The organism is Citrobacter sp. Ce129, from assembly GCF_030334545.1.
Lineage (GTDB): Bacteria > Pseudomonadota > Gammaproteobacteria > Enterobacterales > Enterobacteriaceae > Citrobacter > Citrobacter europaeus.
The window spans coordinates 281655-295618 of sequence record NZ_JAOWDS010000065.1; the positions used below are offsets into that span (position 1 = coordinate 281655).

Here is a 13964-nt window from a genome sequence, read left to right on the forward strand (position 1 = left end):
ACGGTCTGCTTATTTGAGACAGGAAACATACTTTTCACCTGAACGCTGCACGATTTCATCGGCATTTTGCGTGATGTCTTTTCCTTCAAACGCGCCGTAAAGCTGTTTAAATCTCACCGTGCTCAGGCGGTGGGTAATGTCGCTGACCGTTGCGGCCGGCAACGGTAGCATATTGGGATAACTCCACATAAACGAGACGGCATGCGCGCCAGGGGTAACCTGAACGATATCACCGGAAAGCACCACGCCTTCATCTCGTGCCCAGTGCAATACGCAGCCGCCAGCAAAGTGTCCGCCCAGACGTATCACACTAACGTCTCGTGTCAGTTCCAGGGTATCGCCATCCCAAAATCTAATCCACGGGCTGTTGCGCATTACCCACTTGCGGTCATTGGCATGAAGGTAAATCGGAGCGTTAAATTCTTCAGCCCAGTCCTGCATGGTGGTGTAGTAATGTGGATGCGATATCGCGATGGCCTTAAGCCCGCCCAGGGATGTTATTAGCATTTTTGTTGCATCGTCGAGCGTGGCAATGCAGTCCCATAAAATATTGCCTTCCGGAGTACGCAGAATAAACGCCCGTTGATCAATTGCAAAATCGGGAACGGTGCGGATACTGAAGAGAGCGCTATCATGTTGCCGCCACTTATTTGTGTGCGAAGCACAAAGGGCGGCAAAATCGACCCATTCCTGCCCGGTTGCGGGGACATACTGACGTTCATCCTGGCAGATATCGCAATGTTCTGGATAGGCGTTAGCAACGTCATAGGATGTTCCACAGGTTTTGCATATCGTGATCATCGGGTCTTCCTCATTGAAAAAAACACAGTCAGCATGGCACACCAATACGCAAGGGTGTGCTCGTTAGTGCTCTACCAGGTAAGCCAATGATGTTGACAGTGGGGGGGTAGCTCAACCAAAAGAAAACAGGAATAATGCTGAACCGGCATCTTTCGGTGGTTATCATCCGGCGAAAAAAAAGGATATTGTTTGGAAAAGAGTCTGTTCAACACCTGGCTCAACCGTTGGGGACTGACTCCTGATGGCGAACCCTTTGAGACGCACACATCACAGCTTTTGCCCGTGGTGGCTATCAAAGAGGGTCAGAAAGCCATACTTAAACTCACCGACGATGACAGTGAACGGAGCGGCTGCGAACTCATGGTCTGGTGGAACGGGAATGGCGCAGCGAAAGTGCTTGCTCATGCAACAGGGGCGATCCTGTTGGAACGTGCGACAGGGACGGGGTCTTTAGCGGACATGTCCTGGACTGGTAACGATGCGCAGGCGTGTCGCATTATTTGCCATGCAGCCAGTCGACTTCATCTTCCCCGGAATGCGTCAACGCCTGAGTTAACACCGCTGCATCATTGGTTTCGCGATCTCGCTCCTGCAGCGAAAAAGTATGGCGGTATCCTGACGCGTTGCGCAGAGGTGGCAGACGTGCTGCTCTCATCTCCCCTGAATGAAGTTGTATTACATGGCGACCTACACCACGGCAATATTCTGGATTTCGGAGCGAAAGGATGGCTGGCTATCGATCCTAAAGGGCTGGTGGGCGAGCGTGGCTTTGATTATGCCAATATTTTTACCAACCCCGATCTTGCCGACCCCTCCAGGCCTGTCGCCATTGAGCCAGAAAGATTCACCCAACGGGTCAACATCGTGTCTGAAACCGCCCGCATTGAACGGCAACGTTTGCTGATGTGGATTATTGCCTGGTGTGGGTTGTCGTCTGCCTGGTTCTTGCAAGAAGGGGACTGCGCCTCTGTACCCCAGCGCATCGCGGAGTTAGCGATGGCGGAGCTCGCTTCAGGTGGTAATCAACTTTGATCTACGACACTGGGCTGGTAATTCTTAAGAGTTATCATTAGCCGGGTAAACGTTTTATTAATCAATCAGTGAATGGCGGTGTGGAGTGTTGTTTAGCGCAAATTTGACAGGGTGGAAACAATGAAGGCATTGTTTTCATTATTAAAAAAACGCCCGAACATTCTTTTGTTGATGGTCTTACTCATCGGGGCAAACATCGTAGCTTGGCTGTGGGCTTTCAGCGCGTTTAGCAACAACACGTCGTTACTGGCGCTGAGTCTGATCGCGTGGTGCTATGGTTTGCGCCATGCCGTTGATGCCGATCATATCGCCGCGATAGATAGCGCTACGCGCAAACTCATGCAGCAGAAAAAACGCGCCCTGACGACGGGAGCCTGGTTTTCCCTCGGCCACTCCACCATCGTGGTGCTGGCCAGCATTGGCATTGCGTTGACCACCAGCGCGTTTAAGCAACACATGGCATGGTTTCAGAATATCGGCGGCCTGATTGGGACCACGGTTTCTGCCGTGTTTTTGCTGATTCTGGCTACTCTTAATCTCATTATTTTCTGCCATGTCTGGAAGGCCTTTCGCCATCTAAAGCGCACCGGAACTTACGATGGCACCACGGAAGACATTACGGTTTCAGGTCCACTGAGCTGGCTTTTCCGCTCGGCGTTTCGGTTGGTAGGCAAAGACTGGCATATGTATTTTGTCGGTTTTCTGTTTGGTCTGGGTTTTGATACCGCCACTGAAATTTCTCTGTTGGGAATTTCCGCTTCAAGCGCGTCCAGTGGTATGTCTTTATGGTCCATTCTCGTGTTCCCTGCGTTGTTTACCTGCGGTATGGCGTTAATTGATTGTCTCGACAGTATTCTGATGGTTGAGGCCTACGGATGGGCATTCAATAAGCCGCAACGTAAGCTCTATTACAATATGACCATTACCGGGACTTCGGTGATTGTCGCGCTATTTATTGGTGGGCTGGAGGCGTTGGGGCTTCTCTCTGACGCGTTTTCGCTCCAGGGTGGTTTGTGGGATACCGTCAGCGATTTAAGTGACCATATGGGGAATGTCGGATTTGCGATTATTGGCGTCTTTATCGGCTGCTGGATTATCTCCGCAGTAAACTATCGTTGGAGAAAATACGACGGACTGACGTTTAGTTGACGCAAAATAAAGCCTTCCGTGAACAGGAAGGCTTGTTTCTTACTAGAGGACAGGCTAATTCGCGTTCACGCGTTGTGGTTCTTCAGCACTCTTTTTCAGGATCCTGTTAGCCAACACGCCCGACATCATCGAACCGTTCACGTTTAGTGCCGTTCTGGCCATATCAACGACAGGCTCAATGGCAATGAAAATCCCGACCAGTGCAACCGGGAAGTTCAGCGTTGAAAGGACGATCAGCGCAGCAAATGTTCCGCCGCCGCCTACGCCCGCAACCCCGATAGAGCCGAGCGCAATTGCAGGCAGCATGGCGAGCAAAAAATGCACCGATAATGGATCAATTCCAATTGTTGGCGCAATCATCGCTACCATAATGGCCGGATAGATCCCGGCGCAGCCGTTTTGACCCATGCTGGAGCCAAATGAAGCCGCGATATTGGCAATGGTGTTTTGCACGCCAAACTTTTCCTGTGCGGAAATAGCCAGTGGAATAGATGCCGCACTACTGCGGGAAACAAATGCAAAGGTTAATACTGGCCAGACAGTTTTAAAATAGTGAACGGGATTATTGCCACTCAGCACCAGGATTAGCGCGTGGACGATAAACATCATCAGAATCGCAATGTAACAAGCGCCAATAAAGCCTAACAGACTGGCAAATTGTTCGAAGCGATACGCAGAAAATACGCCTGCCATTAATGCCATCACGCCATAAGGGGTGAGGGCAATAACGATGCGCACCATCTTCATCACCCAGATCTGGATGGCATTAATGCCTGCGCTTAACTTTTCACCTTCTTGCGGAGCATCTTGTTTGACTTTTAATAATGCCACGCCGGCAAGTAGGGTGAAGATAACAATGCCAATGATGGAAACGCTTCTGGCTCCAGTGAGATCGAGGAAGATATTCGTAGGGATTAGAGATGTAACCAGTTTAGGCAGTGAAATGGCAGCCGTTTTGCTCACATCGTCAGCCGTCAGCGTGGACTGCATATGAACAAATGCGCTGGCGTCCAGACCTAATACATGTGCAGTCAGCAACCCAACAAACCCGGCAATCATCACCAGACAGAGCATGCACCCGACGATGGTTAACGACATTTTCCCAATGCCAGCGCTATTTTCGAGTTTGTTAATAGCTGAGAGTATAGAAATGAAAATCAGCGGAACCGCGACCAGCTTCAGTAAATTTACATAGCCGTTGCCGATAATATTATACCAATCGATAACCGTTTTACTGTCGTCAGCAGCAATAAGATGCAGGGATAAGCCGATAACAGCACCCAAAAATATAGCGATGAAGACACTTTTTGACAGGGAGTGACTTTTTTGGTTGATTCTGAAAATTGCCCATGAACAAACCAAAAAGAATGCGATATACGCAAGCGTAACGAACATATTGTAGCCTCTTGCCTCATTCAGCACCTGAAATGCCGGAAAGAGTTTTGTTATTGCGAAATAAACCTATGAACCATAAGGGTTCAGGACCGCCACGGATTATAGGGAGGGGGGAGACCAACAGCCACACAAAAAATGTGGAACGTATCCGGATGGCGTTTGTATGCCTGTTCTGTAGACAATTTTACGTGACAGTGTAACGTATTGTGAGTAATCCAGCCGATCAATGAGATCGGCCCAGTGGCATTACTTCTGCGGCTTGTCGTCCCAGGCGTGGGGGGCAAAGAGATAACCTTTGTTGCGCACTGTTTTAATTCGATAAGGTTCAGTCGCGTTATCGAGCAGCTTTTTGCGTAACCGGGAAATCGCGACATCGACGCTGCGGTCCATGCCGTCATAACTTACGCCACGCAGGTTCTTCAGCAACGCATCGCGGTCCATAATCTGCCCTGCATGGGTTGCCAGCTCCCACAGTAATTCAAAATCAGCGGTGGAAAGAGAGACTTGCTCGCCGCCGAGTAGAACGGAGCGGTTGGTGGGGTCGATAGTGAGTGTGCCAAAGCGCAGCGTTGTGTGTGGAGTGATCGTTGCCGCCTGAATGCCTTTAGACTGGGTTGAATGTTCACTCTGGCGCAGATGCAGGCGCAGACGAGCCAGCAGCACTGCGGGTGGCGTTGTCTTCAGGATATAGTCACAGGCACCCATTTCCAGCGCCAGAATATGGTTCATGTCGCTGTCCAGCGAGGTGAGCAGGACAATCGGGCCCTGCCAGCGTCCACGTAAATCGCGGCAGATAGTCATCCCGTCTTTGCCCGGCAGCATGATATCCAATAACACCAGGTCGGGTTGAACTTGCAGGATTTTCTCCTCGGCCAGATCACCACGAGGTTCAAGGATAACCTCAATATCATGCCGGGCAAGGTAGGCCGCAATCAGTGAGCCAACTTCGGGATCATCTTCAACAAATACGATGGTGTTCATATCATTCATTTTGAATATAAAACGCCAACATACACCGCCCTGGTTTTTCCTTCCATTAATCTTTTCTAAACAAGAACGCTTCCGTTATGCTAGAGGCTGATGTTATTGATGTGTTAAGGCAGGGTGATGGGACTCGTTATAAAAGCGGCGCTCGGTGCGCTGGTGGTGGTGTTGATTGGTTTGCTGGCGAAAACAAAGAACTACTATATTGCCGGATTAATTCCGTTGTTCCCAACCTTTGCGTTGATTGCCCATTATATCGTGGCCAGTGAACGTGGGATCGAGGCGTTACGTACAACCATTGTCTTCAGCATGTGGTCGATTATTCCTTATTTTGTCTACCTCGTTTCGCTGTGGTATTTCACCGGATTTATGCGCTTACCCGTTGCGCTCGGCAGTTCAGTAGTATGCTGGGGCCTGAGCGCGTGGTTGCTGATTTTTTGTTGGATTAAACTGCACTAACGTAGATGACGCCCACCATCCAAGGCAAAACTACGTCCGGTGACAAAACAGCTGGTTAACAGATAGTCAATTAGGTCTATGACCTCTTTTTCACCCGGTGCTGTTTTCATCAGTGATTTGTTCAATGCCTGCTGACGATATTCTGCATCGTCACCCTCGTTAAACAGGATTAACGAGGGGGCAATCGCGTTGACTTTCACTTCCGGCGCCAGTTTGCGGGCGAACGAGCGGGTCATATTGTCCAGCGCCGCTTTGCTGGCAGCATAAGCAATGTGCTTATCGCTGCCTCGCTCCACCACGTAATCTGTAAAATGGATAATATCGCTGGCAGCGTGTCCGTGACCGCGCAACAATCCTTCCAGTGCGTGGTTGAGCAGGTAGGGGGTATTGACGTGAATCTGCATCATGGCTGACAGCACTTCGGTCAGCGGAGTACCGGGCTTTTCTGCAAGCCAGGCACTGGCATTATGCACAATGCCGCGCAGGCCATCTGTATGTGTTTTAACTTCATCAGCAAAAGCCAGCACGCCTTCATCGCTGGAAAAATCAGCCTGGATACACAGCGCACCGGCATCTCGCAGGCCGTCAATGGCCGGATAATGCGTGCGGTAGCTGACGATAACCGGCTGTTTTTGATTTATAAAATGCCATGCGACGGCGAGGCCGATACGTCGACCTCCTCCGGTGATAAGAATTGGCAAAGGGTTTTTTTTACCCATCGTAATCTCCATGTGTCGCGAACGATGGGGACAATGTTACCCCATCAACATCCAGGTCGCCGGAACAGCAGCAACAAGCAGCATGCCGATCAGCGCCATCTCCTGACGTTTTAATACATTTTCATGCGCGTGCGTTTTACGGGCATAAAGGAAAACCAGCAGTCCTGGCGCATACAGCACCACGGACAGCAGCAGGTGCATCGGACCTGAGGCATACAATAACCATATGCCATAAATACTCGCTCCGATACCAACAGCCTTATGAATTGGACGGGTGGCAATTTTCAGTAGAAAGGCGCCGACCAGCAAATAGGGCACCAGAATCATCTCTGAGGCGATGGTCAATAACGTATTGTAGTCCGAACCTGTGAGCCAGATCAGCACCAGGCAGATCTGAACGCAGATGTTGGTCAGCCACAGAGATGCTGACGGCGCGCCTTGCGCGTTCTGGCGCGCAAAAATGCGCGGAAACGCTTTGTGCGTCGAGGCGAGGAACGGTACTTCCGCCGCCATAATGGTCCAGCTTAAATAGGCACCGCACACTGAGACAATCAGGCCTGCGGCAATAATAATTTCACCCCATGGCCCCATCATTTCCACCATCAGGCCTGCCATTGACGGGTTGCGGATCTCCGCCAGTTCGGGACGCGCGACAACGCCCAGAGACAGCAGGGTAACCAGCAGGTAGACGCCCAGCGCGGCGAGTACCGCCAGCAGGGTAGCGCGTCCAACATCGCGTTTATTTCTGGCACGGGCAGAAACCACCACCGCGCCCTCCACACCGATGAAAACCCATAGGGTGATGAGCATGGTATTTTTAACCTGCTCCCAGACGGGAACGCCCAATGCAACGCCAGTAAAATCGAGGGTAAAGGTGTCGAGCTTAAACAGCATGAACGCCAGGACGATAAACAGGCCAAGCGGCAATAATTTTGCCAGCGTCGCGGCCAGGTTAATACTGGCAGCCGTTTGCACACCACGCAGTACCAGAAAATGGACTACCCACAACAGCACCGATGCGCCAACAATCGACTGCCAGGTATTACCGTCGCCAAACAGACGTAACTCTGGCGTATCGGTAAAGAAGCTGAACGCAGAGAAAACGATCACCAGATACGAAACGTTAGCGATAACAGCACACAGCCAGTACCCCCATGCGGAGCAGAAGCCAATCAGCTCACCGAAACCTTCACGTGCATAGGTAAAGATGCCGCCATCGAGTTCAGGACGGATACGCGTCAGGATCAGCATGGCAAAGGCGAGCAAAAGGATACCTGCACCGGTAATCGCCCAACCAATCAGTAATGCAGCCGGGCTCGCTACCGCCGCCATATTTTGTGGCAGGCTGAAAACGCCAGCGCCGAGCATTGAGCTTAAAACCAGCGCGGTGAGTGCGCTCAGACCCAATTTCTTTTCCATTTGTATCCAGTGACAAAAACGAGAGTGAGAGAATAATTATTTTGGCAAACCGCATAAAAATGGTGAAAGCCACTAAGGCGCGGGATTTTACGGAGAGAAGAGAACGCATGCAATGGGGATAGAGAGATTTGTGACTAATAGTGTGAAAAGTTGTCTTAATACTGCTGTTTTTGTTTTACCGGAAGACTGGGGGGCGGGAAATTATCAGGCCTACAGGGTTGTAGACCTGATAAGGCATTGGGTATTACTTATACAGGTCAGCGCTGATGGTCATGTTATTACCACGTTCAGACCACTGGCGGGTGATGTGATAGTACTTAGCGCCTTTCTTCGCTGCGCGTTTAGCTACCTGGTAAGAGATTTCGGTCATGTTGCCATAGTTACCGGTGAACTTGATGCTGTCGAATGGCACCATCATCGCGGCAGTTGCTTTGTTCAGTTCTTCAACTTTGGTTCCATCCGGAAGAGTGACGGTGTAACGTCCGCCTTTGGTGGATTGCGTTTCGAAGAAACGACCAACTTCAGCGCTCGGAGACGCGGTGGTCGCAACACCTGGGATCTCAACTTTCTTCGCGGCTTCGCCACCTGCAGCTAATGCGGCACGACCGGCATCGGAATCTGCTGGGATCGCATCAGGGCTTTGTACTACGCGTTTTTTCGCATCAGCTTTATAGATGAATGCAGTAATACGCTGGTTGCCACCCTGGTTAGCATCGACCTGGCGCACGATATAGAAGGAGTAGGCGCCTTTCTCTTTCGCTGCTTTGGTGATGGCATCGTTCACTTCAGGCTGGCTGCGGTAGAAACCCTGCACCGTAACGGTATCGAATGGTTCTAACAGAACGGCCTGATCTTTCGGTAATTCCATAACGCCGTTAATGACACGGTTTTTGGATGCTTCCGCTTTTTTAGCGTCGGCTTTATAGATGTCGGCTACAACGCGCCAGTTACCGCCGCTGCCAAAATCTGAGGTATCAACAACATAAAAGGAGGCTGCACCGTCTTTATCTGCACGGCGTGATACGGCGGTCACCGCATCACCGATAGCATTAAAACGACCGGTAACCACAATGCGGTCATAGGGTTTCAGTGCAGCCGCTTGCTCCGGCGTCAATTCTGTCGCTGCATTTACAGAAAAAGCAGTCGCAGAAATAAGTGCGGACGCCAGGAGAGTGTTCTTAAGCTTCATAAAAATAATCCTTCGCCTTGCGCAAACCAGGTACTGGTATTGTTATTGACTAGAAACGTCGCTGATTATTGCATTTAAATTGTGTCAGTGTCTGCGTCAATTTTCACTCATCGTGCCACCTGACGTAACAACATCGATAACATTTTGTGATATGTCGAAAATTTCGGCGTTTGGCGAGCAAAACTGATAAAGCAGTTGAATTTCATAAGTTAATTTAATGTTAATTAATTGTTTTTGGCAGGCACGTAATCATGTTTTGCCGCTTCGCTTGAGCGAATTATCGGCCTTTGTGGGCTATTTTTAGGGCATTTTATCTGCCTGCCGTTCGATTCATCTCTATTTTGCGAATTTCATAATAAATACTGTTTTTTGGCGCTAGATCACAAGCGTCATTTTCAGTAGGTTATACAGAGTTTGTTACTGTTTTATTTTATTGAGGTAACACTGACCTCTTTCGAGAGTGCGCGCATGCCTCGTGCGAACATTGATAAACCATCATCATAAATACAGATGGAAGGGAACATTATGCGAATTGGCATACCAAGAGAACGGTTAACCAATGAAACCCGCGTAGCAGCCACGCCGAAAACGGTTGAGCAGCTGCTTAAGTTGGGTTTCAGCGTCGCGGTTGAAAGCGGCGCAGGTCAACTGGCGAGTTTTGACGATAAGGCGTTTGTTCAGGCAGGCGCAGAAATTGTTGACGGAAATACCGTCTGGCAGTCAGAGATTATCCTGAAGGTCAACGCACCGGAAGAGACGGAAATTCCGTTACTCAATCCGGGCACGACGCTGGTGAGTTTTCTTTGGCCCGCGCAAAACCCTGAGCTGTTGCAAAAGCTTGCTGAGCGCAACGTGACGGTGATGGCGATGGACTCCGTGCCGCGTATTTCGCGCGCGCAGTCGCTGGATGCCTTAAGCTCGATGGCGAATATCGCCGGGTATCGCGCTATTGTTGAAGCTGCACATGAATTTGGTCGTTTCTTTACCGGCCAGATTACCGCCGCGGGCAAGGTTCCACCGGCCAAGGTGATGGTAATCGGTGCAGGTGTTGCAGGTCTGGCGGCTATTGGTGCGGCAAACAGCCTGGGCGCTATCGTTCGTGCTTTTGACACCCGTCCGGAAGTGAAAGAACAAGTTCAGAGTATGGGCGCTGAGTTCCTTGAACTGGACTTCAAAGAAGAGGCGGGCAGCGGCGACGGTTACGCTAAGGTAATGTCCGAGGCGTTCATCAAAGCCGAAATGGAACTCTTCGCTGCACAGGCGAAAGATGTCGACATTATCGTTACCACCGCGCTGATCCCGGGCAAACCTGCTCCGAAACTGATCACCCGTGAAATGGTTGATTCGATGAAGGCTGGCAGCGTGATTGTCGATCTCGCCGCGCAAAACGGCGGTAACTGCGAATACACGGTCCCTAACCAGGTAACCACCACCGAAAACGGGGTGAAGGTTATTGGTTATACCGATCTGCCAGGCCGTCTGCCGACGCAATCTTCCCAACTGTATGGCACGAACCTCGTCAACCTGCTCAAACTGTTGTGCAAAGAGAAGGACGGCAATATCACCGTCGATTTTGACGACGTGGTAGTACGTGGTGTCACGGTGGTACGCGAGGGTGAAATCACCTGGCCTGCGCCGCCTATCCAGGTATCTGCTCAGCCGCAGGCTGCGCCGAAAGCCGCGCCAGCGCCGAAAGAAGAGAAAAAGCCAGTCTCACCGTGGCGCAAATATGCGGTGATGGCGCTGGTGGTCATTTTGTTTGGCTGGCTCGCCGACGTTGCGCCGAAAGAGTTTCTTGGCCACTTTACGGTGTTCGCGCTGTCCTGCGTGGTGGGTTACTACGTGGTCTGGAATGTGTCGCACGCGCTGCATACTCCGTTGATGTCCGTGACCAACGCCATCTCCGGAATCATCGTTGTCGGGGCGTTATTGCAAATTGGCCAGGGTGGCTGGGTGAGTTTCCTGAGCTTTATCGCGGTGCTTATTGCCAGCATTAATATTTTCGGTGGCTTCACCGTGACTCAGCGCATGCTGAAAATGTTCCGGAAAAACTAAGGGGTAACATATGTCTGGAGGATTAGTTACAGCTGCATACATTGTTGCCGCGATCCTGTTTATTTTCAGCCTGGCGGGGCTTTCGAAACACGAAACCTCTCAGCAGGGTAACAACTACGGTATCGCCGGGATGGCGATTGCGCTGATTGCAACGATTTTTGGCCCGGATACCGGCAACGTTGCGTGGATCCTGGTGGCGATGATCATCGGCGGCGCGATTGGTATTCGTCTGGCGAAGAAAGTTGAGATGACCGAGATGCCGGAGCTGGTGGCAATTCTGCACAGCTTCGTCGGTCTGGCTGCAGTTCTGGTGGGTTTCAACAGCTACCTGTATCACGACACGGGCCTGGAACCGATTCTGGTGAACATTCACCTGACGGAAGTGTTCCTGGGTATCTTCATCGGTGCGGTGACCTTTACCGGTTCCGTGGTGGCGTTTGGCAAATTGCGCGGCAAGATCTCCTCTAAACCGCTGATGTTGCCGAATCGTCATAAAATGAACCTGGCGGCGCTGGTTGTTTCTTTCCTGTTGCTGGTGGTGTTTGTTCGTACCGAAAGCGTGGGCCTGCAGGTCCTGGCACTGCTGGTGATGACCATTATTGCTCTGGCTTTTGGCTGGCATCTGGTGGCGTCTATCGGCGGTGCGGATATGCCAGTCGTCGTTTCAATGCTCAACTCCTATTCAGGATGGGCGGCAGCGGCGGCGGGCTTTATGCTGAGCAACGATCTGCTGATCGTTACCGGTGCGCTGGTTGGTTCTTCTGGTGCGATCCTGTCTTACATCATGTGTAAGGCGATGAACCGTTCATTTTTCAGCGTTATTGCAGGTGGCTTTGGTTCTGACGGTTCTTCTACCGGGTCTGATGAAGAAGTCGGTGAACATCGTGAGATTACTGCGGAAGACACGGCAGAAATGCTGAAGAACTCGCACTCCGTGATAATCACCCCGGGCTATGGCATGGCAGTGGCACAGGCGCAATACCCGGTAGCGGAAATTACCGAGAAACTGCGCGCGCGCGGCATCAAAGTGCGCTTCGGTATTCACCCGGTAGCAGGGCGCTTGCCAGGTCATATGAACGTACTGTTGGCGGAAGCCAAAGTACCTTATGACATCGTGCTGGAAATGGATGAGATCAACGATGATTTCGCCGATACCGATACAGTGCTGGTTATTGGCGCCAACGATACGGTAAACCCGGCGGCGCAGGACGATCCACACAGCCCAATCGCCGGAATGCCGGTGCTGGAAGTATGGAAAGCGCAGAACGTTATTGTGTTCAAACGTTCGATGAACACCGGCTATGCTGGTGTGCAGAACCCGCTGTTCTTTAAAGAAAACACCCATATGCTGTTTGGCGACGCCAAAGCCAGCGTGGATGCAATCCTGAAAGCGCTGTAATCGTTAGCGAAAACTAAGACGGCCTCTGCGGAGGCCGTTTTTATTAATATGCCGTTATTGATGATTGCAGTTCATAAACCCATGCGGTTTTAGCTGTCTAATCACCATAATACGTCGTGTATATACTGCTGCCTGACTTTTTAGAACATGACAGGACGCTATGCGTACACGTGAACATGCTTCGCCGGTAGTTTCCGCAAGCCAGACCGGGCTTACTTTTATTCTGATCCTCAGCGGCCTGATGGCCTTTACCTCGCTTTCCACCGACATTTATCTTCCGGCAATGCCGACCATGGCCGAGGATTTACAGGGCAATGTGGAACTGACCGTCACCGGTTTTTTGATAGGTTTTGCCATTGCACAGTTGATTTGGGGGCCGATAAGCGATCATCTGGGAAGGCGTAAACCGCTGTTTATTGGCATGGTGTTTTTTATCATCGGCTCCGCAGGATGCGCGATGTCTACGAGTATCACGCAAATTGTATTCTGGCGGGTTTTTCAGGCCCTTGGCGCTTGTACCGGACCTATGCTGGCGCGGGCGATGATCCGCGATCTGTTTGCGCGCACTCGCGCGGCGCAAATGCTTTCAACTCTGGTGCTGGTAATGGCGATTGCGCCAATAGCGGGACCGTTGATTGGCGGACAAATAATTCGCCTGAGTACCTGGCACTCTGTTTTTTGGCTACTGGTGGTGATCGGCGCGCTGATGTTTATCTCTTTGAACTGGTTGCCGGAAACATTACCGGAAGAGAAACGGGTGAAAGCCTCTTTGGCTGGCGCATTTCGTCATTACCGGTCGTTATTAGCCAATGGCCATTTTATGCGCTACACCCTGAGTCTGACGTGTTATTACGTTGCAGCGTACGCGTTTATTACTGGTTCGCCGTTTGTTTATATTAGCTATTACCATGTTGACCCACAGCATTACGGCTGGCTGTTTGCGCTCAATATTGTCGGGGTCATGGCCATGAGCGTGGTAAACCGTCGTCTGGTGCAACGCCACGCTCTGGAACAACTACTAAAGTATGCGACGATGTTGGCGGCGCTGGCCGCAGTGGCGCTTGCGCTGCTGGTTAAATTGGAGTCAGGTGGCGTTGTTGCCATTATCGTCACCGTTTTTTTGTTTTTCTCGATGAATGGCATCATCGCTGCGACTTCAACCGCTGCCGCGCTGGATGCGGTACCGAACATCGCCGGTTCAGCCTCGGCGCTGATTGGCGCGTTACAATACGGTAGTGGCATTATCTCGTCGTTGCTGCTGACCGCCTTCAGCGACGGAACGCCATGGACAATGGCATGGATAATTGCGTTATTTACCTTGTTAAGCGCCATACTGGCGCTGCGCGCAAAACGATAAACAGAT

The 13964-nt window shown here is 51.1% G+C and carries 12 protein-coding genes; 6 read left to right on the top strand and 6 right to left on the bottom strand.

All coding sequences use genetic code 11. The features are described 5' to 3' along the window. Positions 1-9: 9 nt before the first annotated feature. Entirely contained in the window at positions 10-801 is a 792-nt protein-coding gene (locus OGV77_RS15285; RefSeq protein ID WP_087050584.1) for an MBL fold metallo-hydrolase, read from the bottom strand. Positions 802-990: 189 nt separating this feature from the next. On the opposite strand from OGV77_RS15285, the gene OGV77_RS15290 reads away from it, so the two are divergent. After that, positions 991-1833, top strand: a complete 843-nt coding sequence (locus OGV77_RS15290) for an aminoglycoside phosphotransferase family protein (RefSeq protein ID WP_087050583.1) — start codon at positions 991-993, stop codon at positions 1831-1833. A gap of 120 nt (positions 1834-1953) precedes the next feature. Further along, positions 1954-2982 carry a HoxN/HupN/NixA family nickel/cobalt transporter gene (locus OGV77_RS15295; protein WP_075146138.1) on the top strand — a complete coding sequence of 343 codons (1029 nt, stop codon included), beginning with the start codon at positions 1954-1956 and terminating at the stop codon, positions 2980-2982. Positions 2983-3036: 54 nt separating this feature from the next. Here OGV77_RS15295 and OGV77_RS15300 read toward each other — a convergent pair whose 3' ends face one another. Then, a complete protein-coding gene (locus tag OGV77_RS15300; RefSeq protein WP_087050582.1) occupies positions 3037-4377 on the bottom strand; it encodes an L-cystine transporter in 1341 nt (446 codons plus the stop codon). A gap of 246 nt (positions 4378-4623) precedes the next feature. Further along, complete coding sequence (gene rstA, locus OGV77_RS15305; RefSeq protein ID WP_087050581.1) at positions 4624-5367, bottom strand: two-component system response regulator RstA; 744 nt, start codon at positions 5365-5367, stop codon at positions 4624-4626. A gap of 117 nt (positions 5368-5484) precedes the next feature. On the opposite strand from rstA, the gene OGV77_RS15310 reads away from it, so the two are divergent. Then, positions 5485-5820, top strand: coding sequence for a GlpM family protein (locus tag OGV77_RS15310; RefSeq protein ID WP_043016398.1), 336 nt, complete (start codon positions 5485-5487; stop codon positions 5818-5820). On the opposite strand, the gene folM is transcribed toward OGV77_RS15310, so the two are convergent. The 3 genes from folM to ydgH all read right to left on the bottom strand — a co-directional run bounded on the left by folM (position 5817) and on the right by ydgH (position 9147). Next, complete coding sequence (folM, locus tag OGV77_RS15315) at positions 5817-6539, bottom strand: dihydromonapterin reductase (RefSeq protein ID WP_043016397.1); 723 nt, start codon at positions 6537-6539, stop codon at positions 5817-5819. The genes OGV77_RS15310 and folM overlap by 4 nt on opposite strands. A gap of 36 nt (positions 6540-6575) precedes the next feature. Next, positions 6576-7958 (bottom strand): amino acid permease, encoded by a 1383-nt coding sequence (locus tag OGV77_RS15320; protein ID WP_087050580.1) that lies wholly within the window; start codon positions 7956-7958, stop codon positions 6576-6578. 244 nt (positions 7959-8202) lie between these two features. Further along, positions 8203-9147: a DUF1471 family protein YdgH gene (ydgH, locus tag OGV77_RS15325; RefSeq protein WP_087050579.1), complete on the bottom strand. Its 945-nt coding sequence runs from the start codon at positions 9145-9147 to the stop codon at positions 8203-8205. A gap of 525 nt (positions 9148-9672) precedes the next feature. Here ydgH and pntA point away from each other — a divergent pair. From pntA to OGV77_RS15340, 3 genes are all read left to right on the top strand, one after another. Continuing rightward, the gene (gene pntA, locus OGV77_RS15330; protein WP_047411381.1) at positions 9673-11202 is read left to right on the top strand and encodes a Re/Si-specific NAD(P)(+) transhydrogenase subunit alpha; all 1530 of its coding nucleotides are present in this window, start codon (positions 9673-9675) and stop codon (positions 11200-11202) included. 10 nt (positions 11203-11212) lie between these two features. Beyond that, positions 11213-12601: a Re/Si-specific NAD(P)(+) transhydrogenase subunit beta gene (gene pntB / locus OGV77_RS15335; RefSeq protein WP_043016393.1), complete on the top strand. Its 1389-nt coding sequence runs from the start codon at positions 11213-11215 to the stop codon at positions 12599-12601. A gap of 160 nt (positions 12602-12761) precedes the next feature. Beyond that, entirely contained in the window at positions 12762-13958 is a 1197-nt protein-coding gene (locus tag OGV77_RS15340) for a multidrug effflux MFS transporter (protein ID WP_047411378.1), read from the top strand. The last annotated feature ends 6 nt before the right edge of the window (positions 13959-13964 follow it).